We start from the raw sequence: 26,285 nt of genomic DNA on the forward strand, positions 1-26,285 counted from the left end.
CCATGGTGCTGCCCTCCGAAACCGAAACCTTGATGTTCCGCGAAGCTGCCGAAGCCGCTGCGGTGATCGCCGCCCAGTTCGAGCGTAACCAGGCCACGGTGAGCGCGCTCGCCGCTGCACTGCGTGCCGATCCGCCACCGTTCGTGGTGACCTGTGCGCGTGGCAGCTCCGATCACGCCGCGACCTATGCCAAATATCTGTTCGAGACCCAGCTCGGCGCGGTGACCGCCTCGGCGTCGCCGTCGGTCGGCTCGGTCTATGCTGCGCCGCTGCGCTTGCGCGGCGCGCTGTACCTGGTGATCTCGCAATCGGGCAAGAGCCCGGATCTGTTGCGCAACGCCGAAGCGGCGAAGGCGGCCGGTGCGCGAGTGGTGGCGTTGGTCAACGTCGAAGATTCGCCGCTGGCGCAACTGGCCGATACCGTCCTGCCGCTATGCGCCGGCCCGGAGAAGAGCGTGGCGGCGACCAAGAGCTATCTGGCCTCGCTGGCGGCGATTCTGCAACTCGGCGCGCACTGGAAAAACGATCCGACGTTGTTGGCGGCGCTGCAGGCGCTGCCGCAGGCGCTGGGTTCGGCCTGGCAGGCCGATTGGCGTCCGCTCACCGATGGCTTGGTCGATGCCCGCAATTTGTTCGTGATCGATCGCGGCCTGGGTCTGGCGGCGGCGCAGGAGGCCGCGCTGAAATTCAAGGAAACTTGCGGTTTGCACGCCGAGGCGTACAGTTCGGCGGAAGTCAAGCACGGCCCGATGGCTCTGGTCGGCCCGGGTTTTCCAGTGCTGGCGTTCGATCAACCCGACGAGGCGGGCGAGGGAACCAGGCGCCTGGCTGGGGAATTCCGTAGCCGTGGCGCGCAGGTTTGGCTTGCCAGCGCCGCCGGCGATCTGCCGTTGGTCGCGGCCCCGCATCCTGCCTGTGCGCCGTTGCTGGCGATCCAGAGTTTTTACCGTGCGATCAATGCACTGGCGCTGCGCCGCGGCTACAACCCGGATCTGCCGCCGCATCTGAACAAAGTGACGGAGACGGTGTGATGACCAAAACGGCGCTGCGCAACGCGCGCGTGCTTGGCGAAGATGGTTTCCTCGACGGCCTCAGTGTGCTGCTCGATGGCGAACGCATCCTCGCACTGCTCGACGATGCCGATCCGCGTATTGCGGCGGCGCCGGTGCAGCACGATTTGGGCGGCGGCACTCTGCTGCCTGGCTTTATCGATCTGCAAGTCAATGGCGGCGGCGGGGTGTTGTTCAATAACCGCACCGACGTGGACGCGCTGCGCCGCATCGGCCAGGCGCACCGCCGTTACGGTACCACCGGCTATCTACCGACCTTGATCAGCGACGATGTGGAGGTGATGCGCGCGGCCATCGCCGCCACTCGCCAGGCCATCGCCGATGGCGTGCCGGGCGTGCTCGGTATCCATCTGGAAGGCCCGTATCTGGCCCCGGCGCGCAAGGGAACCCACAATGCCGACAAGTTCCGCGTGCCCGACGCCGAGGAGCTGGCCCTGGTGAGTTCGCTGGATAACGGCGTCACTCTCATCACCTTGGCGCCGGAGCGTTTGCCGACCGAGAGCATCCGTAGCTTGGTCGCGACCGGTGCGCGCGTGTTCGCTGGGCACACCGCCGGCAGCTATGAAGAAATCCGTGCGGGCTTGGACGCGGGTGTGTGTGGTTTCACCCATCTGTACAACGCGATGTCGCCGCTGCAGGGGCGTGATCCTGGAGCGGTTGGCGCCGCATTGGAAGACCGTGACGCTTGGTGCGGGGTGATCGTCGACGGCGTCCATGTGCATCCGGCCAGCCTGCGCGTGGCGCTGGCGGCCAAGCCGCGCGGCTCGCTGTTCCTGGTGACCGACGCGATGCCGATGGTGGGCGCGGACAGCCCGGCGTTCGACTTGTATGGCGAGACCATCACCGCGATCGATGGCGTGGTACGTAATGCTGCCGGTGCCCTGGCCGGTTCAGCCTTGGACATGGTCAGCGCGGTGCGCAATACCGTGCGCTGGCTTGGTCTGCCGCTGGAGGAAGCTGCGCGGATGGCGTCGCTGTATCCGGCGCAATGCCTGGGCCTGGATCATCGTTACGGCCACATCGCACCCGGTTACCAGGCGGACTTGGTCCTGCTCGATGCCGCGTTGCAGGTGCGGCATACCTGGATCGGTGGGGAGATGGAATAGTTCGGTCAAGCCACATCGTCGAGGCGATGGGTGCTTTGCCAGGATGCCATTGCGGTTGCGGTACCCGTGCCCGGGTGTGCGACGCGATGCGCGTTCGTACATCGCTGGCGCATAATCGGCTCGATGACCCGTGCGCCGGCGTCGTAGGCTCGGTCAGCAAGCAAGGCGCCGAGCGCGACAAATGGGGCAACAAGACATCAGCACCTTCCAGATCCGACGCCTGGCTTGCGGTCAGATGAAACGCTACCGGATTGCCCAGGGCATCGACCACTGCGTGGATCTTGCTGCTCAGTCCGCCGCGGCTGCGTCCGATGGCGTGCGGCTGACCCCTTTTGCCCCGGCGCTGTGCTGATGCGCCCGGACGATGGTGCTGTCGATGCAGCAGGTGCAGCAGTTCGAGCAGCAACAGGCGCAGGTCAATGCGCCGCTTCAAGCGCAGAACGCGCAGATCAACGCACAAGCCGCACAGCAGGGGCCGGTCATGGGCGGGCCGCCGACGCTCGGTGGGCGATAACCCATGGCGCTCTTCGGTTCCAGGAAGGCGCGTCGGATCGCGCAACTGGATGTTTGGGCATCCCCCCTCCGCGGGGCTTTGGGCGCAACGACTTGCCCACGATGCTGGCCTGTCAGGCCGGGCTGGCGCACGGTGTGTCGCAGTTGCAGTTCGCCAAGCTAAAGTGCCAAGAGTGTTTATATCCAGGAAGGACGGAGTGGGTCGGGACATCGCGATGGATGCGGCCTGGGGAAGGGCCTCCGCCGGCCTGTTTGCAGCGCGCTGGCTAAGCCGTTCGGCGCATGCGCGGCTGCATACTGCTGCGCATGGTGTGCACGTCATGCCGGGGTGTACGGGCGACCATGACACAATGACATTCTGTGTGATGAGTGTGTGTGCTAGCTTTGAATGCTTTTCCGAAGGATGCCGTCATGACCGAACGCCAGCGCCGTACCAGAATTCTCGCCACCCTTGGCCCGGCCACCGACCCGCCCGGCGTGCTCGAGGATCTGTTCCGCGCCGGGGTCAACGTGGTGCGGTTGAATTTCAGCCACGGCGACCCTTCCGGTCAGGCCAAGCGCGCCGACGCGGTGCGTGCCGCCGCCGCGCGCGTCGGTGCCGAGATCGGCATCCTCGCCGATTTGCCCGGCCCGAAGATCCGCATCGAGCGCTTCGCCGAAGGCAAGGTCTCGCTCAAGCTTGGCGCGCGCTTCGACCTGATCGCCAACCCCAATGCCGCGCCGGGCGACGCCACCCAGGTGGGCGTGAGCTACCTCGGCCTGCCGCAGGACGTGGCCCCGGGCGATGTGCTGCTGCTGGACGATGGTCTGGTGCAGTTGCAGGTGACTGACGTGCAGGGCGAGCGCATCGTCACCAGCGTCCTCAACGATGGCGTGCTGTCCGACCGCAAGGGGCTGAACAAGCAGGGCGGCGGGCTGTCGCTGGGCGCGTTGACCGAGCGCGACAAGGAACTGATCGCTATCGTCGCCAAGATCGGCGTGGATTTCATCGCGGTGTCGTTCTGCCGGAATGCCGAAGACATGAACGATGCCCGGCGGATCGCCCGCGCCCACGGTTGCGATGCGCTGCTGGTGTCCAAGATCGAGCGCACCGAAGCGATCGAGAACCTGACCGAGATCGTCGAGGCCTCGGACGTGGTGATGGTCGCGCGCGGCGACCTGGGCGTGGAGATCGGCGACGCCGAGTTGCCCGGTCTGCAGAAGAAGATCATCCGTGAATCGTTGGCGCAGAACAAAGTGGTGATCACCGCCACGCAGATGTTGCAGTCGATGGTGGAAAGCCCGATCCCGACCCGCGCCGAAGTGCTGGACGTCGCCAACTCGGTGATCGACGGTACCGATGCGGTGATGCTCTCGGCCGAAAGCGCCGCCGGTGCCTATCCGATCCGCGCGGTCGAGGCGATGGCGCGCATCTGCCTGGGCGCCGAGCGCCAGTTCGAGACCGAGACCGACTTCGGCATGGCGCCGCGCAATCTGGAGCGCGCCGACCAGGCCATCGCGATGGCGACGATGTTCCTGTCCCAGCACGTGGGCGTGCGCGCCATCGTGGCGATGACCGAGTCTGGCGGAACGCCGCGCTATCTGTCGCGCTTCCGCGCCAAGGCGCCGATTTTCGCGGTCACCCGCCACGATGGCGCGCGGCGGCACATGTCAATGATGCGTGACGTATTCCCGATCAACTTCGACAGCCGTGGCCTGACCCCGCGCGAAGCGGCACGCGGCGCCATCCGCCTGCTGGTCGATGCCGGCCTGTTGGCGCCGGGTGACCGTGTGGTGTTCACCAGCGGCGAGCACATGGAAACCCATGGCGCGACCAATACGCTGCGCCTGCTCGAAGTCGGTGCGGACGGCAACGCCACTGGTCTGGGCGATCTGTAATCGCGCCGCCGCGCCTACGGGCGCGGTCCGCCCGCGCGACGTCTCCAGCGTCGCGCGGTTTCTTCCCTGCACGCCTGTAGCGCGTTGCTTTCCCGAGTGCCGACGCGAGTCTCTGTGCGGGGCGGATGCGGGTAACGGTAGTCGAGCCGAGGATTCCTCCGGCGCTGGACGGGCGATGCTGTCGCGCGGGAGCGGACGCCAACAATGGGCGGGCTGATCGGGAAACCCCGCGATAGAGGGTAGGGATTTTCCTACCACGCGCTCTAGAACTAGGTGAATTAAGGCGGGGCGTGCGCGTAGCCGCTGCGCTGTCGTGCCGTGCAGTGGAAATTCAGCAAGGGCTATGCCAAAGTTCTTTCACGCTGCCTCATACGCAGATCAGGGACGATGCGCCCAGCGGATCACACGGTCGGTCGCTTTCCCGCGGTTCTCACGAACCCTGGGAGGTTTCCGGCGTTTTCGTTGCGCACAATAGGGGGCTTTGTCGCCGGTTTTCCCTGCGCATCGGATCCGGCTGTCATCTGTTCCGCGTGCCTTTATTACCGAACAAGACTTGCCGAGATTCGTCATGAACGCTTCTTTCCGTCTTTTCAGTCCGTCCAGTGCGTTCGTTTGCTTGGGTGTTGCTTGCCCTTGGACTGATCGCCGGGCCGGCCAATGCCCAGTGGATCGTCCATGACCCGGCATCCCTGGAGAAAGCCGCTGAAGAATATCTCAATCAGGCCAACCGCTGGACGCAGACGGCCGAGCAGTACCGGCAGCAGCTCATCAACTTGCCGCGGCTGAATTTTGGCGACTCCATAATGCCAGACAGCTTCCCCGAGCGTCCGTCGAACTACGGTCTTGCCGATAGCTGCCCCGGTGCCAGCCAGAGCGGGATATCGGGTCTGCTGCAGAAGTTCACTTCGATCGCGCCCGACATGCAGGGCGGCGTGGTGGACGAGCAGACCAAGGTGTGCGGACGCATCGTGTTGGCGCAGAACGCCCAATACAACGAAACCGTGCGTATGCTCAAGCGCCTGATGCAGCGCAACGAGCAGTTCAAGTGGGTGCAGTTCCAGCGCGACAGTGTAGGGACTGGTCAGGGCGCCCTTGCGGCCAATGACAACGAGACCCAGCGCTTCGTCGCGCAGAACGCCATGGACCTGAACTATTGGCAGGCCGAAATGAAGGCATACGACACCTACATCCTTGCGCTCAAGGACGATCAGGCGCGGCTGTCGCGCAAGGCAATGAATGGCGCCGACGATAACAAATTGATCGGGCAGGTGGTCCAGGCCGGCACGCTTGCAGCGGCGTTGTCGCAGTGATGACGAACCTGTTGGCGTCTCGCTCCTTTCATACGCAGAAGTAAATGGCCCCAACCGAGGAGAGCGCGTGATGAAATCATATGGATGGTTTGCAGCATTGTGCTTGTGTGCGGTTTCCATGCACGCCTCGGCCCAGTACGTCTTCATTCCGTACTACGACAACAATCCCTTCCTGTTTTGCACCATCGGTGTACCCACGGATTGCTGGGCGCCGGTCAATCCCGCGACTGGCGCATTCGTCGTCACCGATCCTGAATGTTACAACGCGGTCTCCTCGGCGTTGTATGCGAAGGTCTGCCCGCTGGCGTTTCCTAATGGATTGGGCGCGGGCGGCCCATCGAAACAGCTGTCTCCGCCGACACCTGCTGCGACGCGGTGAAGCTGGGCGCTTGCGCCCCAGGATTGAGCAACAAAAAGCCAGGCCATTGCGCCGACGAGATCGAGCATGCGGACTACGATCGATCTGGCGTCTATGGCCGATGCGACGTACTGGGTGAGCGTATCGCGCTGATGGATGTGGCGTCTGTCGAGAAACGGCGCGATGCTGCGGTCGAGCTTTGCCAGTGCCAGTGCGTCAGTGCCGAATCGCTGCGAGTGACCGGGATATACTGGGCCTTCCCCCGTATCGCAGGAATCCCATGAGCATCGAACAGCTTGCCGAAACCGCTCAGGCGATGGTTGCCCAGGGTAAGGGCATCATCGCGATCGACGAATCCACCAGCACCATCGCCAAGCGCTTTGCCAGCGTTGGCATCGAGAATGTCGAGGAAAATCGCCGGGCCTATCGCGAACTGTTGCTGACCACGCCGAAACTGAGCGAGCACATTTCCGGCGCCATCCTGTACGACGAGACGATCCGTCAAAAGACCAAGGCCGGCGTGCCGTTTCCCAAGTACATGGCCGAGCACGGCCTGATCCCGGGTATCAAGGTCGACAATGGCACGTATCCGCTGGCCGGCATGCCTGGCGAGCTGATCACGGAAGGTCTGGATGGCCTGCGTGCGCGCCTGCAGGAGTACTACGCGCTCGGTGCGCGCTTCGCCAAGTGGCGGGCGGTCATCACCATCGGCGAGGACATCCCGTCCGGCGTGTGCATCGAAACCAACGCGCATGCGCTGGCGCGCTATGCGGCGCTGTGCCAGGAGCAGGGTCTGGTGCCGATGGTGGAGCCGGAAGTGCTGATGGACGGCGACCACGACATCGAAACTTGCTACGAAGTCACCGAGGCCACGCTGCGCGCGCTGTTCGGTGCGCTGTACGAGCAGAACGTGGTCCTGGAAGGCACGATTCTGAAAGCGTCGATGGTGATCGCGGGCAAGGGCTGCGAAGAGCAGGCCGACGTCGAGGAAGTAGCCGAGTCCACGGTGATGTGCCTCAAGAGCACCGTGCCGGCGATTCTGCCGGGCATCGTGTTTCTCTCTGGCGGGCAAACCGACGAGCAATCCACCGCACATCTCAATGCCATGAATCAGCTTGGATCCCTGCCGTGGCCGTTGAGTTTCTCTTATGGTCGTGCGATGCAGCAGGCCGCGTTGAAGCTGTGGTCGCGTGACATCAAGGGCAATGTCGCCAAGGCACAGCAGGTGGTGTACGAACGGGCCAAGGAAAACAGCTTGGCCGCACTGGGTAAGTGGCGCGGCTGAGGTGTCGTTCGGCCAGTTCGCATCGGACGGCGCTGGCCGGCGTTCTTTTTGATCGGTGTGTGCGATGCCTCTGTGCTGTGCACTTTGGCATTGGCCGTTCGGTACGGACACTGAGTCGTTGCGGTGTCGGTTTGCTGTGCGATGGGTTGCGGCATTTCTCGCTATGGCGTGGGTTCAGGCGACCTGCGCCTGACCTGTTTGCTGCATCGTGATCTGGGCCATGGCTTGCTGATAGGCCTTGTAGGTTGTCGCATCGTAGGTCACCAGGATGATGCGCTTGGGCGAGGCATGCGTGCGCCGCCAGGCGTCGGTCTCGGTCGCCGCGATGCGTGCTGCTTGGTGCAGCGGGTAGCCAGCGGTGCCGCAACTGATCGGGGGGAACGCGACCGACTCCAGGCCCATCTGCTCGGCTAGGCGCAGAGCACGCCAGTAGCAGTTGGCGAGCAACGCTGGTTCGTCGTGCTGGCCATCTCGCCAGACTGGGCCGACCGTATGCAGCACATACCGCGCTTTGAGCCGGTAGCCGGACGTGGCGTGTACTTCACCGGCCGGGCAGCGTATGCCTGGCTTGAGTTCCGGTAGTCGCCGACATTCCTCCAGCAGCTCCGCGCCTGCGGCGCGGTGAATCGCATCGTCCACTGCGTCGCCGCCGAGCAGTGATTCGTTGGTGGCGTTGACGATAGCGTCCACGTCGAGATGGGTGATGTCGCCTTGCCAAATATCGATCTTCATGCAGGAATCTTTATGGGGGTCGAATGATGGAAGTGTGAGGCTGCGATCTTCCGTTGCCACGGCCGCTTAACTTGCCAATGGCAAGACTGTCGCATCGCCATCTCAACATCTGCGACATGAACCGAAACCTGCCGCCGCCACTTGTCGCCGATGCCTTGGCGCGTGGCAAGATCATTCAGGCGATCAAGCTATTGCGTACCCACCGCAACATGGATCTGCACAGTGCGAAGTTGCAGGTCGAGTCATGGTTGCATGCTGATGCGGAGCAGTTGGTCACGCAACTGCTCGCTCGTTATGCCAGGGCCGATGTGTCCGTGGTTGTCGACAAAAACAAGCATGCGAGCGAACACCCGATGAAGAGTGCGACCGCGCCGCGCCTGCCACCGACGAGTGAAATGGCGTTGCACTGTGGCGAGCGGCATAAAGTGGCCAGGCTAATTTTCGATCACTATCCGCAGATGCCGCTGCGCGAGGCGATCACAAGGGTCGAACGTTATCATCGTCTGGAGTTGTCAGTGGGCGCCGGGGGCACGGGGGTTGCTGGCAATCGTGTCAGTGTCTGGTGCTGGGCCATGCTGGGGTTGCTATGTGCAGTTGCCGGCGCGGCCTGGTGGCTGTATCGCTAGTGAGACTGCATCAGGTATGACGCGCCTGGCGTGCCTGGGTGCTGCCGAGTCCAGTGACAAGGCGAGCAAGGTCGGCAGCGGTATTGGAGCCGGCCCTGATGAGCCGATTCGGTATGCTGGGTAAGCTCACATAGTCGTGCCTGCCTTGAGATATCGATGTCCCTAGCGGTTGGGTTGAGCGGGCGGGTCAAAACCCTGTCCAGCCCCACGCATCGTCCACGCTGTTACTCTGCGCTTCGGCCTTCCACTGCATGTGACTTCGTTGCGATGAGCGCTTGCGTCCTGTCCCACCTCGACCGGCTCGAGGCCGAGAGTCTCCACATCCTGCGCGAGGTGGCGGCCGAATTCCGTAACCCGCTGCTGCTGTATTCGGTGGGCAAGGACAGTTCGGTGCTGTTGCACCTGCTGTTGAAGGCGTTCGCGCCAGCGTCGCCACCGATTCCATTGCTGCACGTGGATACGCGCTGGAAATTCCGCGAGATGATCGCCTTTCGTGATCGCCGTGCCGCCGAGACCGGAGTGGATCTGCGTGTCTATATCAATCCCGATGGGGTGGCGCAGAACATCGGCCCGTTTACGCATGGTGCCCGTGTGCACATCGAGGTGATGAAGACGCAGGCGTTGAAGCAGGCGCTGGCGTTGTGGCAGTGCGATGCCGCCATTGGCGGTGCGCGCCGCGACGAGGAAAAAGCGCGGGCCAAGGAGCGTGTGTTCTCGTTTCGCAACGAGCGCCAACGTTGGGATCCCAAGCAGCAGCGCCCGGAGTTATGGACTCTGTACAACCCGCGCATCCATCCGGGCGAGAGCGTGCGCGTGTTTCCGCTGTCCAATTGGACCGAGTTGGATATCTGGCTGTACATCTATCGCGAAGCGATTCCGGTGGTGCCGCTGTATTTCGCTGCCGAGCGTCCAGTGGTGGAACGCGACGGTGCGCTGATCATGGTGGACGATGCGCGCCTGCCGCTGCGCGAGGGCGAAGTGCCGCAGCAACGTCGGGTGCGTTTTCGCACGCTTGGTTGCTATCCGCTGACGGGCGCCATCGCGTCGCAGGCCGATACCTTGGAAAAGATCATCGCCGAGATGCTGCAGACCACCACCTCCGAACGCCAGGGACGCATGATCGATCGGGATCCGGGCGCATCGATGGAGCAGAAGAAGATCGAGGGGTATTTCTGATGGGCATGAAGCGTGGGCAGGCGACAGAGCCGGAGGAGGGCGGCGGAGCATCCGACATCGCGCGCTATCTGCATCGACACGAATGCAAGCCACTGTTGCGCTTCATCACCTGCGGCAGTGTCGATGACGGCAAGAGTACGTTGATCGGGCGACTGTTGTACGACAGCAAGCAAGTGTTCGACGATCAACTTGCCGCGCTCGGTGCCGACAGCAAGCGCCATGGCACGCGCGGCGGGGCCATCGACTATGCGCTGTTACTGGACGGTCTGGCCGCCGAGCGTGAGCAGGGCATCACCATCGATGTGGCTTACCGTTACTTCGATACCGATACGCGCAAGTTCATCGTTGCCGATTGTCCAGGGCATGCGCAGTACACCCGCAACATGGCCACTGGCGCTTCCACTGCCGACGTGGCGGTGGTGCTGGTGGATGCGCGCAAGGGGCTGCTGACCCAGACCCGTCGGCATAGCTATATCGTGGCGCTGCTGGGGCTGCGGCATGTGGTGCTGGCGGTCAATAAAATGGATCTGGTCGATTTCGCGCGCGAGACTTTCGAGGCCATCGCCGTGGAATACCGGGCGTTGGCCGCGCAACTGGGCATCGATCAAGTCCAGTGCATTCCGCTGTCCGCACTGGAGGGCGACAATCTGTTGCAGCGTTCGGCACGCATGCCGTGGTATGCCGGCCCGGCGTTGCTGGAACATTTGCAAAGCCTGGAGCTGGAAACGCAACAGCCCGATTGCGCGTTACGCCTGCCGGTGCAGTGGGTCAACCGTCCACACGACCAGTTCCGTGGCTTCGCCGGCACCTTGGCAGCGGGCGAGGTGAAGCCGGGCGATGCGGTGGTCGTGGTGCCGTCGGGGCGTCGTTCCCATGTTGCGCAGGTGTTGATCGGTGCGGCTGAGGTGGCGTGCGCAGTGGCCGGGCAGGCGGTCACGCTGACCCTGGTCGAGGAGATCGACATCAGCCGTGGCGACGTCATTGCCGCGGCGGCGGATCCGCCGGAGGTGGCCGATCAGTTCGCCGCGCATGTGCTGTGGATGGACGATGCCGCATTGCTGCCCGGTCGCCCGTACTGGCTGAAGATCGGCACGCGCACGGTGTCGGCCAGTGTCAGCGAGATCAAATACCGGATCGATGTGAACACGCAGGAACGGCTCGCCGCCAAGCGTTTGGAACTCAACGAGGTCGGCTACTGCAATCTGGCGCTGGATCAACCGGTCGCGTTCGCCCCGTATAAGCGCAATCGTACGCTCGGCGGTTTCATCCTTATTGATCGGCACAGCAATGCCACCGTCGCCGCAGGCACTCTGGACTTCGCGCTGCGCCGCGCCGGCAACCTGCACTGGCAGCATCTGGACGTGGACAAGTCGGCGCGTGCGCGGATCAAGGGGCAGACGCCGCGCGTGCTGTGGTTCACCGGCCTGTCCGGTGCCGGCAAATCCACGATCGCCAATCTGGTCGAAAAACGCTTGCATGCGCAGGGCCGGCATACGTTTCTGCTCGATGGCGACAATGTGCGCCATCGGCTCAATCGCGATTTGGGTTTCACTGACGAGGATCGTGTGGAGAATATCCGTCGCGTCGCCGAGGTGGCGCGGCTGATGGTCGACGCCGGGCTGATCGTGTTGGTCAGTTTCATCTCGCCGTTTCGCGCTGAGCGCGAGATGGCGCGGGCAGGTTTTGCGCCTGGCGAGTTCGTCGAAGTATTCGTCGATGTGCCGTTACAGGTGGCCGAGGCGCGGGACGTCAAAGGGCTGTACGCCAAGGCACGCGCCGGCAAGATTCCCAACTTCACAGGGATCGATTCCCCCTATGAACCGCCGACGCAGCCGGATCTGCACTTGCGCGCCGATGGCGAAGATGTGCCCGCGCTCGCGGCGCAGGTGCTCGCTTGGCTGGAGGCGCACGATTGAGGGCGCAGGTGCGGGATGATGGCCCATGCGTTCCGGTGTTCGACCAGGCGATAACGCGGGCTTAATCCAGCCTGTTGCTTCGCGCAAGTCGGGTGTGTGTCGGCCACGCACGCGAGTGATCGGCTAATGCCAGCTTGCACTTGCGCCTTGCCATCGTCATAAAAGGCGCGCCGCCATGCAGCTGCGGCGCGACGGATGGCTCAACTCAGTCGTAGATATTGGCCGAAGTGGGGGGTGTCTCAACATCGTAGTTGCATTGCACGTCGAGATCGGGACTGTAGTTGTTGGATTTCCATGGCGGAGAGTGCACGCTTTGTCTGTTCGCGCATGCCATTGGCGTGTTGCATGCTGCCGTCTTCGAGGATGCGCTCGTCTTTGCTGATGTGGTGGACGCGGGCGGGTGGGAAGTAGCCGAATGGGGTCTGCACGTCGTCGTCGGTGACGCCGGCGGGTTTGTGCTTGGCTTGCATGTCGGCAACACGCATCAGGCGTGTGTCTGGTGCATGCTCCTGGGCCAGGGCGGTGCTGGTGGCGCTGCCAATGCCGAGCAGTACAAGTAAAAAATCAATGCGCTGTCGATATGGTGGCGACAGCGGCGGACCACGGATGTTGGATGATCTGCGTTGAGATTCATTGGAATCGCTTTGTCGTGAGTGAATGCGAGCGTGTCCTTGGCAGGCCCGGTATTCGGGTGCTGGATTGCTGTCGACACGCGCAAGCTGGGTCGCGGATGCGGAATTCCCGTGTGCGAAATGAGGGTATTGAGTGATCTAGGTTGGCTCAATAGTGACCTGCATGCTGGCTGTAGGAGTGGCGACGGTGGGCCGCTTTGATGTGGCATTCTTGTAAAAATTCAGCAAATGCATTTGCGAATCCGGCATGGCCGTTAAACATTGGAAGTGCGGTACAGTTGAATCTTGTTGGCTGCTTTCTTTCTTGGATTTATTTGTAGATGCATGCGCGGGTCGATGCAACCATTTTGTGCTGCCCCGATTCGAGCGCGGAGATGTCGGCGATGGTGCTGGATGAGCGAGAATCGTCGCCTCGTGCGAGCGACCTGTAGACCATCGCAAACGAGACGGCGCGCGTTCCAATCGCTGGCATTTGCATCACCGCAACTACGCCCGTTTGTGTCTATGCTCGCGGTGGCGGAGCGCAGCGCGGCTGTTCCAGCAACTGGACGAATTGCGCGGCGATCACCGCGCCGCCGAAGTGGCGCTGGACGAACGCACGTCCGGCCTGACCCATGCGTTGGCGCCGCGCCGTATCGCATAGACGCACGATGGCATCGCGCCAAGCGTCCACGTCGCCGGGCGGCAGCAGTTCGCCGCTGATGCCCGCATCCAGTGTTTCGGCCACCCCGCCGACGTCGCTGGCCAGCACCGGCACTTCGCTGGCTTGCGCTTCCACCGAGACCCGGCCGAAGGTTTCCGGTGCCAGCGACGGAAACGCCAGCATCGACATCGCGTTGTAGTAGGGCGTGGTGTCGTTGACCCAGCCGACGAAGCGATGGCGCGCGCCATTGTCCTGAGTGGCGGCCTGCGCCTGCAACTGCGCCGCGTCCGGTCCATCGCCAAGCCACAGGCAATGCAGCCGTGGTTCCAGTGCCATCGCCGCCGACGCGGCCTGCAAGAGCGGGAAGATGCCCTTGCCGGCGTGCATGCGTCCGCTGTAGCCGAGCACGATTGCATCCTCCGGCAGTTGCTGCGCGCGGCGGATGGCCTGGCCCCGCGCTGGATCCGGACGCAGCCGCTCCATGTTCACCGGGTTGTACAGCACCTGCACCAGCGCCTCCGGTACGCCACGCTGTAGATACGCCTGCCGTGCGTAGTGCGATACCGCGAAGAAGCGTGCGGCCAGACGCGGGATCGCGTAGCCGGACAGCGCGCTCATCGCCGGTGTGCGATGGCGGAACAGCGCCACGCGGATGCCGAGAGTGCGCCCAGCCAGCAGCAGCGGCCAGTATTCCTTGCCGAAGTTGCCGACCAGCCAATCCGGTTTGCTGCGCTGGGCCGCGCGCAGCAGCGGTGCGTAGCCGGCCGGGTCCAGCACGTTGCGGAAATGCCCCAGATGCACGGTGATGCCGCTGCGCTGCAGTTCCTCGGCGATCAGTCCACCCGCGCAGGCGATCACTTCCACATCGTGGCCGACGCTGTCCAGCGCCTGCGCCAGGGCCACGAAATGCGTGGCCGCGCCAGTGGCCTCCGCGTTGGTGCCGACGAACAGGAATTTCATGCGCGGCGATCCTCGTAGGCGGTCAGGGCACGCAGCGCGAAGTGCGGCAGTAGATGGTGGCGTGCGACCTGGATGCGCGGGTAGCGCCATGGATCGGAACCGGCCACGGCGCGGCCGCGGCGGGTGCTGGTCGCGGCGGTATAGCCGGCGGTACGCACGGCTTCGGCGACGCGCTCGTCCACGTCGCCATAGGGATAACAGAATTGCGGCACGGCTTCGCCGAGCAGATCTTCCAGCTCGCGTTTGCAGCCGCCGATCTCCTCGCGCAGCATGGGATCGTTGCAGCTGGTCAGGTGTGGGTGCGAGCGGGTGTGCGCGCCGATCTCCATGCCGCCAGCGCGCCAGCGGCGCAGTTCGTCCAGGTTCATCAGTGGCTTTTCGATGCCGAGTTTCTGCGCGTCCCAGACGTTGTACCGGCCGATGCAGCCGCTGACCATGTACACGGTGGCGGTGAAGCCCAGCCGTTGCAGCACCGGTAGCGCCGCGTGCAGGTTGTCGAGATAGCCATCGTCCAGGGTGATGACGGCGATCTTGCCTTGGCGCTCGCCACGCAGATAAGGCATGGCATCGGACATGGAGACACCACGGTAGCCCAGCCGTTGCAGCAGGCGCATCTGCCGGGCGAAGCGCGCGGGTGTCACGTACAGGCTGCGGTAAACCCGCAGGTGGCGCGGCGCTTCGGCGATGTTGTGGTACATGAAAATCGGAATGCGGGCCGTGGCGGTGGTCTGGGAAAGCATCGGGAACGGCTCGGTGACAGGGGCGCGATGGGCAATAGGGAATCTTAGCGCAGCTCGCGCATGCTGGTCTGTTGCCGCAGATGCATGGAGCATGGCGCGCGTTGTTGCCGGACTGGGTCGGGCGTGCGTGGTGATGGGGGCGCTCGCCGACATCAGGGCAGAGTCCGCATGCCCCGTAGCGCCGCAGTCCGACGGGTGTGGGTGGTTCCGCTGCCGCGCCGCCGCCAGGCAGCGGCGGCGCGGGGTAGACGCGATCTCAGTAAGAGATCGTGGCCGAGGTGGCGGTGGTTTCCACATCGTAGTTGCATTGCACGTCGAGACTGGAGCTGTCGCTATTGGAAGTCCAGTCTGGCGACCGCACATGGCGTAGCTTGTAGTCGTACACCGCGATTTTATTGAAGGTGATGCTGCCGTCCGGTGGATACTGGTCGCAACTGTCCACCGAATACACTTCCAGCGCGCCGCCCACCACCAGGTGCGTGTCCGAATCGATGTCGTAATTGGTGCTGAGCCGCACGCTCTGGCCGCTGGTCAGGTTGCGTGTGTCGACGTTCCAGTTCGAGCAGGGAATGTGTTTGTTACAGGTGGCATAGGTATCGCCCACGATTTGATCGCCGGCATTGGCCGGGATGTAATCGCTGGACCACACGGTGCCTTTTTGGCAGCAGTTCCAACTGCTGAGATCCCAGGAGTCGTTGTAGCCGCGGTAGCCCAGCACCGGTTGCAGGATGGTCGGATCGTCGCTTTGCAGACCGGGGAAGAAATACACCGTCTGGTTGGCGGCGTTGGTCGGGTTCTGCGGTACTTTCCAACGCGCGACGATGCGGCCCATCTTGGTGCTGGTCACGTCAATGGCCCACTGGACCCAGTCGTGGGTGATCGGTGGCGGTACCGAGCCGCGCGATTTGGAGGCGGTCAGTGCGGTGCCGCCGCGAACCTGCAGGCCATCCACGCCACGACCGTCCGGATGTACCCGGATGCCCTTGGCTGTGAAGTTGTCCTGGGTGCATGCCTGGACGTGTTCCTGCACGCCATTGGCGTGTTGCACGCTACCGTCCTTCAGGATCCGTTCGTCGCTGCCGACGTGGTGGACGCAGGCAGGTGGAAAGTAGCCGAACGGGGTCTGCACGTAATCGTCGGGGACGCCGGCGGGTTTGTGCTTGGCTTGCATGTCGCCTACCCGTATCAGGCGTGCGTCGGGCACATCCTGAGCCAGCGCGTTAGCGCTGCTGAGGCCTAGCAGCGCGAGTAAAAGCGTCAGTGCGAGGCTGGGATGACGACGATGGCGTCCTGCCACGGAGTGTGTGGAATGTGTGTTGAGTGTCATTGTAATCGCCTTGTATTGAATGCCTGCAAGTGCGTTCCCGGTAGTTCACGCATTCGTGGTCTAGGCTGACGCGTCGACACGCGCAAGCTGGATCGTCGATGCGGAATTGCCGTGCGAGAAAACGAGTGTGCTGAGCGGTGTAGATCGGTTCGATAAATGCCTGTCTAGTCGATGGGGGGGGGCGGGGGAAGATGAATTGTGCCGATGTGGCGTTGTGCCGATGTGGCGTTCTTGTCAAAATTCAGCAGATAAATTAGTGAATTCGGTATCGTTGGCGAAGGTTGGAGTTGCATCACGGTCACGACTGTGGATCTTTTTTTATTTTTTGGTCTAATTTGTGGACAAATGCGTAGGTCGATGCAACCATTTCCGCAGTGTCCAGATTCGAGAACGTGCCGATGCGACCCGCTGGCCCTGGATGCGCGAAAATCACTCAATGGCGTCGATCCGACGCGTGACCCGTGTGCTTTCAGGAAGCTGCCATGCGCTTACTTAGGCGTTGTCTCTGCTTTGTCGGAGTGCTGTTGCGTGCGGGTGCTGACCGATGAGCTCGCCTTGGGGTGATCGTCCGCGTGGCACGCGGACACCTGCACCGAGGCAGCGCAGTGCGTCCGAGCCTGTGGCCGATGCCCATCGCGACGAGTTGCGTTTGTACGGGCTGAATGCCGTGCGCGCGGTGTATGCGCGGCGGCCCGAGGCGATCCGCAAGTTGTATTTGGCTCAGGCGCGGATTCCCGCCTTGCAGCCGTTGCTCAAATGGTGCGTGGCGCATCGCGTCGGTTACCGGGTAGTGGACGAGGCCGATCTGAATAAGCTCGCCGCCAGTGCGCACCATGAAGGCGTGGTTGCCGATGTGCTGCGCGAAGCGCCGTTGCGCCTGGAAGATTGGTTGCAGACGCTGGCGCCAGGTCCAGTGTTGGCGCTGTGGCTGGATGGGGTCGGCAACCCGCACAACTTCGGTGCCATCCTGCGTTCGGCTGCACACTTCGGCGCGGCCGCGATTCTGTTGCCGGAAGGGGCGATGTTGGCCTTGTCCGGTGCCGCCGCGCGGGTCGCCGAGGGTGGTGCCGAGGCGGTGCCGCTGGTGCGCTTGCCTGCGCCCACTCAGGCATCGGCGCAACTGCGCAACGCCGATTTTGCTTTGGCGGCGACGCTGGTCGAGGGCGGCGACGCGTTGTTCGCCACCGCGTTACCGCAACGCCTTATCTACGTGATGGGCGCCGAGCGTGATGGTATGGATCGCGATTTCGCGCAGGCCTGCGACCTGCGTCTGTCGATTCCCGGCAGCGGCGCGGTGGAAAGTCTCAATGTCGCTGCGGCGACCGCCGTGTTGCTGGGGGCATGGCGCTGCCGTCACCCGTTGCCGAATGATCGACGACAAGGCGATTGAGCTGCGCTGCACGCAACATGCGGACTGTGATGTTGTCGCGATGTTGTCGATGCGGGTGTTGACGTCATCTGATGTTTTTCAACTTCCTCGCCGCAGCGGTCGCGCGCGGCATCTCATCATGCGCTGAGCGTATTGCATGAATAGATTGCATATGGCGATGCAATTTTGTGCGCAGGTGCATGATTTCGTGTTTGCGCATCCTGCGATGGCGGGGTAGGCTTCAAGCGCGGGCTTCGCCACATAGTGGATTCCCGCGCAGTGTCAATATGGTTGTAAACGATGTAATCGCTTGCCCGAAAGGGTCATCCATTATTGCTACGAGGATATCGCTTATGAAGCTAATGCTTACCATCAAAGGTCTGATTTCTTCCAAGAAGAGCCTGAAGTCCTACTCTTGGCCGCACTGGTACTGATTGACATATCCGCTGTATTTTTACAGCGGATATAAATCAACGATGCAATCACGCCGCCGTAAAGGTAATTCTTCATTCAAACCGAGGATATCTCCATGAAGCTGCTTTTTTCCATCAAAAACCTACTCTCCTCCAAGAAGAGCCTGAAGTCCTCCGCTTGGGAGGGATACATCTCCTACTAACCGTCCCATCCACTGCGTTCCGCAGTGGTACTTGGCACGATGCCTCTACGTTGCTAGGTGTGGGGTTCGAGTTTATCTACTCACCCTGCATGGCATTGTGTATTTTGGTTGTGACCATTGCGAGACGTGTGCGTCAGGTGCTCCATTGCTCCTGAAATCTGAAGCAGTCGATGCCCGGCGGACGGGGTTCGTCGGGCATCGTTTCTTTTAAGCTTAGGAGAATTCGGATGTCCGCAATCCTGACTGGCCGCGAAGTGCGCACGACCGTCTTCGCATCGCCCCTGCAGGCGTTGTTACGCGAGCATCTAGGACAGGATGCGTTCCGGTTGGAAAAGAATACGATTGGTGTCGCCGGCGCGACGCTCATTGATCAATTGCTTGCGGCGAGACCCGCGACAGAGCACGAACGTCCGACGTTCAAACCCTTGCAAGGTCGTTCGATCACCCGCGCCGAAGCCGCGAAGCTGATGCAGGCCATTGGCTCGGACGTGCGCGAGGCGCTGAAACGCCCGGTTCCCGCAACGCTCGATCTATCCGGTTCGTGGCCGCATGTGGGGCATCGCTATCTGTGCGATCTGTTGCTCGCGACGGATCCATGGCGTTTGCGTGTGCTGATGGACAGAGCACTCGAACTGACTCCCATGTTGACCTGGACGTTTATCGCGGCCGGCGCGGCATTGCCGTTGACGGCGCGGGAGGACGCTTCGGCGCTGGCCAAGGTGACCGTTGCCGCAGGCGCGAGCTGTTATCGCGAGCGTCGCCATGCCATGGGTCTGTATCGACGTGCCGCCGTACCGCTTTGCTTCACCATCTCTGCGCTCGTCGCCAATGCGCTATGGCTCGGATCGCCTTTCGATCCATCAGCATCCAACCGCAACATTCTCTACGAAGCAATGCGCCTGCTGCCGCCGGCCTGGAGCCTGCTGCGCAAAGCTTCACCCGAATACGTTGCGCTGGACCAGCGCATCGGCGTTGCCGATGATCTCCTGGTCCTGCCCCTGCTCAGTCACCGTGACCCGGCGCTGTGGGAGGACGCGGAGGTGTTTCGTCCAGACCGCTGGGATCGATTGGATCCCGATGCGCTGCCAGGCTATCTACCGTTTGGACACGCATCCGAACGCTGCTGGGGGCGGCACATGGTCATGCCGCTGGCCGAGCAAATGCTGGAGTTGCTGCGCGCTCAGGACCTCGTCGTCAGTCCGAAGCAGCGTCGTGCGCATGTGCCGCTGCCTGGGTTGCTAGGGGTCTTCCAGATTGACGTCGTCCGACAGGGGCGCGGCTGATGCGCTGCGCTGGTGACCAAGCGCATGGCATTGGTCCGTCAATTGCCCCCGGCCCGCACCGTGTGTACACGTTTGTTTGCTTGCCACGACGCCACGGACAACGCGTCAGCGCGGTGCGCGTGCCGCTGCTGGTGGTGCGGTGGAGTTGCGAGGCACCAGCGTATACCTCATCACGTGGTGGATGCCGCGATTGGGTAGGCCACTGCGGCGTTGGCGGATTTCGCCGAGCAGCAGGGTCACGGCGGTGCGGCCCATCGCGGCGACCGGTTGGTGGATGGTGGTCAGCTCGGGCCAGATCGTGGTCGCGACCGGCGTGTCGTCGAAGCCGGCGATCGACAGATCCTCGGGCACGCGCAGGCGCAACCCGTGGGCGACAGCCACTGCGGCGGCGGCCATGTCGTCGTTGCTGCACAGGATGGCGCTTGGATGCGGTGTTGTCTGCAGTAACCTACTTGCGGCGAGCAGTCCGGAGCGATAGGTGAACAGACCTTCGCCCAGACGTGTCGGCTCCACCGTCAGTCCGCTTGCGGCCATGGTGTCGAAGAAGCCGCGGCTGCGTAGAGCGCTCGGCGTATGACTCGGATCGCCGCTGATGAAGCCGATATCGCGGTGGCCCAGTTCCAGCAGGTGCCGGGTGATTGTGCACGCGGCCTGGTAGTCGTCGATGCGTACCGAGCTGATGCCGCGCATTGGCGTGCCGGTGGCCACGGCCACGAGTGGGATGCCGCGTTCGTCCAACGTTTCGATCGTCTGCCACGCATCGCACAGTGGCGGCGTCAGGATCATCCCGTCGGCACCGGCGGCGAGCAGGCGCTCGGCGGCGGCGTGTTGGTGATCGCTGTTCTCGCTTTTTTCCACCAAAACCTGGCTGCCTTCCAGGCTACTTTGCTCCAATACGCCGAGCATGAAATGGTTGAGATAAGCCGCGCTTGGGTTGCTGTACAGTATGCCGATCCGCGCCAAGCAAGCGGTGCGCAGCGAACGTCCGGCCAGATTGGGACGGTATCCCAGTGCCTTGATCGAGGCTTCCACGCGCTCGCGCATGCTAGCGCCCACGCGCGGATGACGATTGATTACACGTGAAGCGGTCATCGGCGACACACCCGCATGGCGGGCCACATCCAGCAGCGTCACCGCTGAGCCCACGCGACGTTGTCGTGTGGTCATCAAGTGTCCTGGTGTTGTTGCGAAGGGAGCTGCGTTTGTCATCGGCAGGTCATATACAGCTTACTCCCTGTGCGGCACCGCTGTCTCGGCTTGGTGTCTACCAAGTCGCTCCCTGATCGCGGCTGGCTTGCTGGTGACACGCCTGGCCCGCGCGACGGGGCCGTGCGGCGCAGGCCAGTCGGGTGTTCAGCGTGGTGTTGTGTCGTGCTTGAGGGAGTCGCGGATCTCGCGTAGCAAGAGCACTTCCTCGCTTGGGCCCTTGTCCGCTGGCGGTTCCTTGCGGGCGATGCGGTTGACCGTTTTCACCAACATGAAGATGGCGAAGGCCACGATGACGAATTGGACGATGGTATTGAGGAAGTCTCCGATGCCGATCACCACTGCCGGCACCGGCTTGCCGGCCGCGTCCACCGTCGCCGCTTTCAACGTCCATGCCCAACGCGAGAAATCCATGCCGCCAACGAGCAGTCCAATCGGCGGCATGATGATCTTTTCCACCAGTGCGGTGACGATCTTGCCGAATGCGGCGCCCAACACCACACCGACGGCAAGGTCCAGCACGTTGCCACGCATGGCGAATTCCTTGAATTCGCGGATCATGCTCATCGGAGGTTCCTCTTCGTTGACGCGGGCGGATCGCCGCAGCCCTAGACTAGCGCAGTCGGCGGTGTGTACGCCGGTACAGGTATTGTGGCGCTGTGCTGCCGTTAGCCGACGATAGTGCCGTGGCGCTCGATTACCTTCTCCAGGCGTGCGCTGAAACGGTCGCCGGGCTGGAGTGCGGCCACGCCGGCGGGCGTGCCCATGAACACCAGGTCGCCAGCGCGTAGCGCGAACAGCATAGACAATGCCTGCAGGATCTCCGGCACGTTCCAGATCATCTGCTCCAGTCGCGATTGTTGGCGGATCTGGCCGTTGACTTCCAGCGATAGCGTGCGCGTTTCCAGCGGGCCCACTTCGCTGGCCAGGACCAGTTCGCTGATCGGCGCGGAGTGGTCGAAGCCCTTGGCGATGTCCCAGGGCAGTCCCTTTGCCTTGGCCGTTGCCTGCAGGTCGCGACGGGTCAGATCCAGGCCCACGCCGTAAGCCAGTACTAACGCGTTGGCCTCGGTGATGCTCAACTCACCGGCCGGCGCGTTCCGCCCCACTGCTGCCACCAGTTCCACCTCGTAGTGCAGGTCCTGCGTCGCGGGCGGGTAGGGGATGGTCTCGGTGCCGATCACCAGCGCATCGGCGGGTTTCATGAAGAATATCGGCTGACCGCGCTCGGCTTTCGTGGCGGGGACGCTGGCGCCCATCTCGCGCGCATGGTCGGCGAAGTTGCGGCCCACGCAGTAGATGCGATGCACGGGAAATAGGCCCTGCCCGCGCACGGGAACGCGCGGAGTCTCGGGGGCGATAAACAGGTCGCGCATGCACAGATACCCTGGCGGCAAAAGGATTGCCGCAGTGTAGCGCCCATGCTTGTGTGTAGAGCTGAAAAACTAGGCGTGCGCAGCGGCCGGGCACAGCGCCCCCGATGGTGATTTACAGCGGCAGTGCGGGCTTGCGCACCACTCGGTATTCACCATCGACCACCTGATGGCGCGCGGTTGCCGGACGCTTGCCGCGTTGGCTCAGTAATTTCATCGTGATGCCGCCGAGGATCATGGCCGCACCCACGAACACGCTGATGAATACCAGCCCTGCCAGAATTGCCAGACCAATCAGGCCAAGCACCAGTTTGACCAGCGGATGGCGTGGCTTGCGCGGCGCGAACACCTGTCGGAGGTGGTCGAAATTGAAGATGCGATCACGCATGGCAGATGTCTGTGTCAGTTAGAACCGATGGCGCGCAGTATCGGTGCTGTTTTATCCCGAGTGGTGAAAAATTCGTTAATTAAAAAATTAACACTTGCCGCTCAATCGTTTGTATGTATCGCCCAAGTGAAATGGGAATACCGTTGCCAATGGGGCCGTCATGCAAGAATGCGGGTCTTGTTGCTACCCGCTCCACGTTCGATGTCCGACTCTCCTGCCGTGCTTGCGTCCTTGCATCATCTGGTCCCTGGTGAACTGATCGAGGTCCAGACCATGCTTGGCGGCGAGTCCGAGTCGCTGCTGCTGTACCGCGATGGTGACGATGTACGCGCCTGGTTGAATGTCTGCCCGCATGCCGGACGACGTCTGGATTGGGCGCCGGGTCAGTTCCTGAAAAGTCGCCAAGGCCACTTGGTGTGCGCAGCGCATGGCGCCGCGTTCGACTTGCAGGCGGGTCAATGTGTCTCGGGCCCCTGTCGTGGCGAGAGCCTGCATGCGGTGCCAGTGACAGTGCGCGCCGGACAGGTGGTCCTGCTTTAAAGCGCGCCCCACCAGTGCATTGACATCAGGTTGACCATCAGTACCACCACCAGCGTATAGATCAGCGATAACGGCCCACCCACCCGCCATAGTTCGCGCGGCTGGTAGTTGGCCGGGCCGGTGATCATCGAGATCACCGGGTTGGACGCGGTCATCAGGTTGTTGGAGGCCGACAGCGCCACGATGAGTGCGAATGCGGTGGGATTGCCGCCCGCCGCCAGCGCCAGGTTGACGGCGATCGGCACCATCACGATGGTCGCGCCGACATGGCTGATGACCAGCGAAAATGCCGTGGTGAGCAAGCCCAGCGCGATTTCCAGAATCCACACCGGCATGCCTTCTGGCAGCCGCGCGATGGTGTGGCCGGCAACCCAGGCGGCGGTGCCGCTGCTGTCCATCGCCCAGCCCAGCGGGATCAACCCGGCCATCAGAAAGATGGTCTTCCAGTTGATTGAAGCGTAGGCCTCCTCCATGCGCAGCACACCGGTCAGCAGCATGCCGGCCACGCCGGTCATCAGGGTCAGTGCCACCGGCAGTTTGGAGGTGAGTGCGATCAAGATGGTCAAGGCGAAGATCGTCATCGCGATCTTGAATTTGTGCGGGCGATGTTCGCCCTTCGGATAGTCGGTGACCACCACGAAGTCGCGGCTTTCCGAGGCCTGTGCCAAGTCCTGCCAGATGCTGTGGAACACCAGCATGTCGCCAGCGTACAGCGGCACCTTGCGGACATCCTCACGGATCACTTGCTTGTTGCGGTTGATCGCCAACAGGCTGATCCCGGCCTGCTTGCGCAGGCGCAGTTCGGCCGCGCTCTTGCCGATGAAGCGTGAGGTCGGAGGGATTACCGCCTCGGAGATGCCGGCGCGGCTGGGGTTGAACAGATCGCCGAGGTGGCGCAGGCGCGAGGACATACGCAGGAAATGGTTCTGCGCGAAATCGGCGACCTGCTGGCGCGTACCCATGACGCCGAGCACACTGCCGACCCAGATACGCATCTCCGTTGGCGGTGCCAGCCGGGTATCGTTGCCGGTTTCGTCCTTGCATCATCTGGTCCCTGGTGAACTGATCGAGGTCCAGACCATGCTTGGCGGCGAGTCCGAGTCGCTGCTGCTGTACCGCGATGGTGACGATGTACGCGCCTGGTTGAATGTCTGCCCGCATGCCGGACGACGTCTGGATTGGGCGCCGGGTCAGTTCCTGAAAAGTCGCCAAGGCCACTTGGTGTGCGCAGCGCATGGCGCCGCGTTCGACTTGCAGGCGGGTCAATGTGTCTCGGGCCCCTGTCGTGGCGAGAGCCTGCATGCGGTGCCAGTGACAGTGCGCGCCGGACAGGTGGTCCTGCTTTAAAGCGCGCCCCACCAGTGCATTGACATCAGGTTGACCATCAGTACCACCACCAGCGTATAGATCAGCGATAACGGCCCACCCACCCGCCATAGTTCGCGCGGCTGGTAGTTGGCCGGGCCGGTGATCATCGAGATCACCGGGTTGGACGCGGTCATCAGGTTGTTGGAGGCCGACAGCGCCACGATGAGTGCGAATGCGGTGGGATTGCCGCCCGCCGCCAGCGCCAGGTTGACGGCGATCGGCACCATCACGATGGTCGCGCCGACATGGCTGATGACCAGCGAAAATGCCGTGGTGAGCAAGCCCAGCGCGATTTCCAGAATCCACACCGGCATGCCTTCTGGCAGCCGCGCGATGGTGTGGCCGGCAACCCAGGCGGCGGTGCCGCTGCTGTCCATCGCCCAGCCCAGCGGGATCAACCCGGCCATCAGAAAGATGGTCTTCCAGTTGATTGAAGCGTAGGCCTCCTCCATGCGCAGCACACCGGTCAGCAGCATGCCGGCCACGCCGGTCATCAGGGTCAGTGCCACCGGCAGTTTGGAGGTGAGTGCGATCAAGATGGTCAAGGCGAAGATCGTCATCGCGATCTTGAATTTGTGCGGGCGATGTTCGCCCTTCGGATAGTCGGTGACCACCACGAAGTCGCGGCTTTCCGAGGCCTGTGCCAAGTCCTGCCAGATGCTGTGGAACACCAGCATGTCGCCAGCGTACAGCGGCACCTTGCGGACATCCTCACGGATCACTTGCTTGTTGCGGTTGATCGCCAACAGGCTGATCCCGGCCTGCTTGCGCAGGCGCAGTTCGGCCGCGCTCTTGCCGATGAAGCGTGAGGTCGGAGGGATTACCGCCTCGGAGATGCCGGCGCGGCTGGGGTTGAACAGATCGCCGAGGTGGCGCAGGCGCGAGGACATACGCAGGAAATGGTTCTGCGCGAAATCGGCGACCTGCTGGCGCGTACCCATGACGCCGAGCACACTGCCGACCCAGATACGCATCTCCGTTGGCGGTGCCAGCCGGGTATCGTTGCCGGTTTTCAATGCCAGTAGCAGCGGGGCGTTGTGGATGGTCTCGGCCTCGCCCAGGGTCATGCCGACCAACGGACTGTCGGCGCTGACGATCAACTCGAACACGTCGCCCTCGATGCCGTAGGTGTGGGCGAAGTAGCTCTCGGTACGCGCAGGAGTGACGCCGTTGTTGATCAGCAGTTCCTCTTCCGCCAGCACCTTGTCGCCGCGCAGACGGAAGTAGATCAGCGAGGCCAACAACAGCGCCAAGCCGATCGGCAGTGGCGCGAACATGCGCAGTGGTTGGATCGTGGCCATGCCCGATGGCAGGTTGTTGTTGGCCGATTGCAGCAAATCGTTGAGCAGGATCAGTGGCGAGGTGCCGACCATGGTCAGCGCGCCTCCCATCACGATCGCCGCGGCGATCGGTAGCAGGAGCCGTTGCAGGGTGAGCGTGGTACGCCCGGCCAGTCGCGCGGCGACCGGCAGGTACAGTGCCATCACCGACGGGTTCTGCATGAACGAGGAATTGAGTCCGGCGATGGCGGTGGTGAACAGCATCAGCCGTTCCTCGACGCCGCGCGCACGTCGCAGCAACCATGACGCCAGCCGGTTCAGCGCGCCGGTGCGTTCCAGTCCCGCGCCGAGGATAGTGGTGGCGATGATGCTCATCACCGCGTTGCCGGAGAAGCCGCTGAACAGTTCCTCCGGCGCGATCAGGCCGGTAACGCCCAGGACCACCAGGACCACCAGGGCCACCACGTCGGCGCGAATGCGTTCGAACACGAACATGGCCATCGTGAAGCCGACGAGCCCGAGAACGAGTTTCATGTCGTTGGTCAGCGTCAGCGCGGTGTCCATGCGGGGCTGTGCTCGTAGATCGGGGT

The 26,285-nt window shown here is 62.9% G+C and carries 25 protein-coding genes and 2 pseudogenes; 16 read left to right on the top strand and 11 right to left on the bottom strand.

All coding sequences use genetic code 11. From position 1 onward, the window contains the following. The first annotated feature begins 2 nt into the window (after positions 1–2). Both XANALMUS060_RS01500 and nagA read left to right on the top strand, forming a co-directional pair. The gene (locus tag XANALMUS060_RS01500) at positions 3–1,031 is read left to right on the top strand and encodes an SIS domain-containing protein (protein ID WP_045736841.1); all 1,029 of its coding nucleotides are present in this window, start codon (positions 3–5) and stop codon (positions 1,029–1,031) included. Continuing rightward, the gene (nagA, locus tag XANALMUS060_RS01505) at positions 1,031–2,176 is read left to right on the top strand and encodes an N-acetylglucosamine-6-phosphate deacetylase (RefSeq protein ID WP_045736842.1); all 1,146 of its coding nucleotides are present in this window, start codon (positions 1,031–1,033) and stop codon (positions 2,174–2,176) included. The genes XANALMUS060_RS01500 and nagA overlap by 1 nt, the downstream gene beginning before the upstream one ends. Before the next feature lie 250 nt (positions 2,177–2,426). Here the strand turns inward: nagA and XANALMUS060_RS19470 are convergent. Further along, a pseudogene (locus tag XANALMUS060_RS19470) lies at positions 2,427–2,554 on the bottom strand (IS5/IS1182 family transposase); the annotation flags it as partial. Between XANALMUS060_RS19470 and XANALMUS060_RS20920 the strand changes: the two are divergent. The 5 genes from XANALMUS060_RS20920 (at position 2,541) to XANALMUS060_RS01530 (ending at position 7,520) form a co-directional block, all read left to right on the top strand. After that, positions 2,541–2,690, top strand: coding sequence for a hypothetical protein (locus tag XANALMUS060_RS20920; RefSeq protein WP_162484716.1), 150 nt, complete (start codon positions 2,541–2,543; stop codon positions 2,688–2,690). The pseudogene XANALMUS060_RS19470 and the gene XANALMUS060_RS20920 overlap by 14 nt on opposite strands. A gap of 410 nt (positions 2,691–3,100) precedes the next feature. Further along, positions 3,101–4,567 (top strand): pyruvate kinase, encoded by a 1,467-nt coding sequence (gene pyk, locus XANALMUS060_RS01515; RefSeq protein ID WP_045728116.1) that lies wholly within the window; start codon positions 3,101–3,103, stop codon positions 4,565–4,567. A 689-nt stretch (positions 4,568–5,256) separates the two neighbouring features. Next, on the top strand, positions 5,257–5,877 hold the full coding sequence (locus tag XANALMUS060_RS01520; protein WP_045737079.1) for a hypothetical protein: 621 nt from the start codon (positions 5,257–5,259) through the stop codon (positions 5,875–5,877). Positions 5,878–5,947: 70 nt separating this feature from the next. Continuing rightward, entirely contained in the window at positions 5,948–6,256 is a 309-nt protein-coding gene (locus XANALMUS060_RS20440) for a hypothetical protein (RefSeq protein ID WP_161795367.1), read from the top strand. A 259-nt stretch (positions 6,257–6,515) separates the two neighbouring features. Then, on the top strand, positions 6,516–7,520 hold the full coding sequence (locus XANALMUS060_RS01530; protein ID WP_045728114.1) for a class I fructose-bisphosphate aldolase: 1,005 nt from the start codon (positions 6,516–6,518) through the stop codon (positions 7,518–7,520). 174 nt (positions 7,521–7,694) lie between these two features. Here the strand turns inward: XANALMUS060_RS01530 and XANALMUS060_RS01535 are convergent, their stop codons facing one another. Further along, positions 7,695–8,252: an O-acetyl-ADP-ribose deacetylase gene (locus XANALMUS060_RS01535; protein ID WP_045736844.1), complete on the bottom strand. Its 558-nt coding sequence runs from the start codon at positions 8,250–8,252 to the stop codon at positions 7,695–7,697. A 155-nt stretch (positions 8,253–8,407) separates the two neighbouring features. Between XANALMUS060_RS01535 and XANALMUS060_RS01540 the strand changes: the two genes are divergently transcribed. From XANALMUS060_RS01540 to XANALMUS060_RS01555, 4 genes are all read left to right on the top strand, one after another. Continuing rightward, positions 8,408–8,878 (top strand): hypothetical protein, encoded by a 471-nt coding sequence (locus tag XANALMUS060_RS01540; RefSeq protein WP_235430297.1) that lies wholly within the window; start codon positions 8,408–8,410, stop codon positions 8,876–8,878. A 156-nt stretch (positions 8,879–9,034) separates the two neighbouring features. Then, a complete protein-coding gene (cysD, locus tag XANALMUS060_RS01545) occupies positions 9,035–10,054 on the top strand; it encodes a sulfate adenylyltransferase subunit CysD (RefSeq protein ID WP_255352337.1) in 1,020 nt (339 codons plus the stop codon). Positions 10,055–10,059: 5 nt separating this feature from the next. Further along, positions 10,060–11,970, top strand: coding sequence for a sulfate adenylyltransferase subunit CysN (gene cysN, locus XANALMUS060_RS01550; RefSeq protein ID WP_045737081.1), 1,911 nt, complete (start codon positions 10,060–10,062; stop codon positions 11,968–11,970). Between the two features lie 281 nt (positions 11,971–12,251). Then, positions 12,252–12,530 carry a hypothetical protein gene (locus XANALMUS060_RS01555; protein WP_045736846.1) on the top strand — a complete coding sequence of 93 codons (279 nt, stop codon included), beginning with the start codon at positions 12,252–12,254 and terminating at the stop codon, positions 12,528–12,530. A gap of 574 nt (positions 12,531–13,104) precedes the next feature. Here the strand turns inward: XANALMUS060_RS01555 and XANALMUS060_RS01560 are convergent. The 3 genes from XANALMUS060_RS01560 to XANALMUS060_RS01570 form a co-directional block, all read right to left on the bottom strand. Continuing rightward, a complete protein-coding gene (locus tag XANALMUS060_RS01560; RefSeq protein WP_045736847.1) occupies positions 13,105–14,205 on the bottom strand; it encodes a glycosyltransferase family 4 protein in 1,101 nt (366 codons plus the stop codon). Further along, on the bottom strand, positions 14,202–14,945 hold the full coding sequence (locus tag XANALMUS060_RS01565; RefSeq protein ID WP_045736848.1) for a polysaccharide deacetylase family protein: 744 nt from the start codon (positions 14,943–14,945) through the stop codon (positions 14,202–14,204). The genes XANALMUS060_RS01560 and XANALMUS060_RS01565 overlap by 4 nt, the downstream gene beginning before the upstream one ends. Before the next feature lie 256 nt (positions 14,946–15,201). Continuing rightward, positions 15,202–16,242: a hypothetical protein gene (locus XANALMUS060_RS01570; protein WP_045737082.1), complete on the bottom strand. Its 1,041-nt coding sequence runs from the start codon at positions 16,240–16,242 to the stop codon at positions 15,202–15,204. A gap of 574 nt (positions 16,243–16,816) precedes the next feature. Between XANALMUS060_RS01570 and XANALMUS060_RS01575 the strand changes: the two genes are divergently transcribed. The 3 genes from XANALMUS060_RS01575 (at position 16,817) to XANALMUS060_RS01580 (ending at position 19,540) form a co-directional block, all read left to right on the top strand. Further along, positions 16,817–17,662, top strand: a complete 846-nt coding sequence (locus XANALMUS060_RS01575; protein WP_045728107.1) for a TrmH family RNA methyltransferase — start codon at positions 16,817–16,819, stop codon at positions 17,660–17,662. Further along, positions 17,640–17,789 carry a hypothetical protein gene (locus XANALMUS060_RS20445; protein WP_161795340.1) on the top strand — a complete coding sequence of 50 codons (150 nt, stop codon included), beginning with the start codon at positions 17,640–17,642 and terminating at the stop codon, positions 17,787–17,789. Before XANALMUS060_RS01575 ends, XANALMUS060_RS20445 begins: the two co-directional genes overlap by 23 nt. Before the next feature lie 695 nt (positions 17,790–18,484). Next, positions 18,485–19,540: a cytochrome P450 gene (locus XANALMUS060_RS01580; protein ID WP_045736849.1), complete on the top strand. Its 1,056-nt coding sequence runs from the start codon at positions 18,485–18,487 to the stop codon at positions 19,538–19,540. A gap of 105 nt (positions 19,541–19,645) precedes the next feature. On the opposite strand, the gene XANALMUS060_RS01585 is transcribed toward XANALMUS060_RS01580, so the two are convergent. The 4 genes from XANALMUS060_RS01585 to XANALMUS060_RS01600 all read right to left on the bottom strand — a co-directional run bounded on the left by XANALMUS060_RS01585 (position 19,646) and on the right by XANALMUS060_RS01600 (position 22,507). Then, complete coding sequence (locus tag XANALMUS060_RS01585) at positions 19,646–20,710, bottom strand: LacI family DNA-binding transcriptional regulator (protein ID WP_045736850.1); 1,065 nt, start codon at positions 20,708–20,710, stop codon at positions 19,646–19,648. Positions 20,711–20,893: 183 nt separating this feature from the next. Continuing rightward, complete coding sequence (mscL, locus tag XANALMUS060_RS01590) at positions 20,894–21,313, bottom strand: large-conductance mechanosensitive channel protein MscL (RefSeq protein ID WP_045728104.1); 420 nt, start codon at positions 21,311–21,313, stop codon at positions 20,894–20,896. A gap of 101 nt (positions 21,314–21,414) precedes the next feature. After that, positions 21,415–22,122, bottom strand: coding sequence for a fumarylacetoacetate hydrolase family protein (locus XANALMUS060_RS01595; protein ID WP_045728103.1), 708 nt, complete (start codon positions 22,120–22,122; stop codon positions 21,415–21,417). 112 nt (positions 22,123–22,234) lie between these two features. After that, positions 22,235–22,507, bottom strand: a complete 273-nt coding sequence (locus tag XANALMUS060_RS01600; protein ID WP_045736851.1) for a hypothetical protein — start codon at positions 22,505–22,507, stop codon at positions 22,235–22,237. A 201-nt stretch (positions 22,508–22,708) separates the two neighbouring features. Between XANALMUS060_RS01600 and XANALMUS060_RS01605 the strand changes: the two genes are divergently transcribed. Continuing rightward, the gene (locus tag XANALMUS060_RS01605; protein ID WP_045736852.1) at positions 22,709–23,047 is read left to right on the top strand and encodes a Rieske (2Fe-2S) protein; all 339 of its coding nucleotides are present in this window, start codon (positions 22,709–22,711) and stop codon (positions 23,045–23,047) included. Here the strand turns inward: XANALMUS060_RS01605 and XANALMUS060_RS01610 are convergent. Next, a pseudogene (locus XANALMUS060_RS01610) lies at positions 23,044–24,081 on the bottom strand (SLC13 family permease); the annotation flags it as partial. The gene XANALMUS060_RS01605 and the pseudogene XANALMUS060_RS01610 overlap by 4 nt on opposite strands. Here XANALMUS060_RS01610 and XANALMUS060_RS01615 point away from each other — a divergent pair. Beyond that, entirely contained in the window at positions 24,008–24,394 is a 387-nt protein-coding gene (locus XANALMUS060_RS01615) for a Rieske (2Fe-2S) protein (protein WP_045737084.1), read from the top strand. The pseudogene XANALMUS060_RS01610 and the gene XANALMUS060_RS01615 overlap by 74 nt on opposite strands. On the opposite strand, the gene XANALMUS060_RS01620 is transcribed toward XANALMUS060_RS01615, so the two are convergent. Further along, complete coding sequence (locus XANALMUS060_RS01620; RefSeq protein WP_045736853.1) at positions 24,391–26,259, bottom strand: SLC13 family permease; 1,869 nt, start codon at positions 26,257–26,259, stop codon at positions 24,391–24,393. The genes XANALMUS060_RS01615 and XANALMUS060_RS01620 overlap by 4 nt on opposite strands. Positions 26,260–26,285 lie beyond the last annotated feature (26 nt).

This window comes from Xanthomonas sp. MUS 060, from assembly GCF_000963215.1.
In the GTDB taxonomy this organism is placed as follows: Bacteria; Pseudomonadota; Gammaproteobacteria; order Xanthomonadales; family Xanthomonadaceae; genus Xanthomonas_A.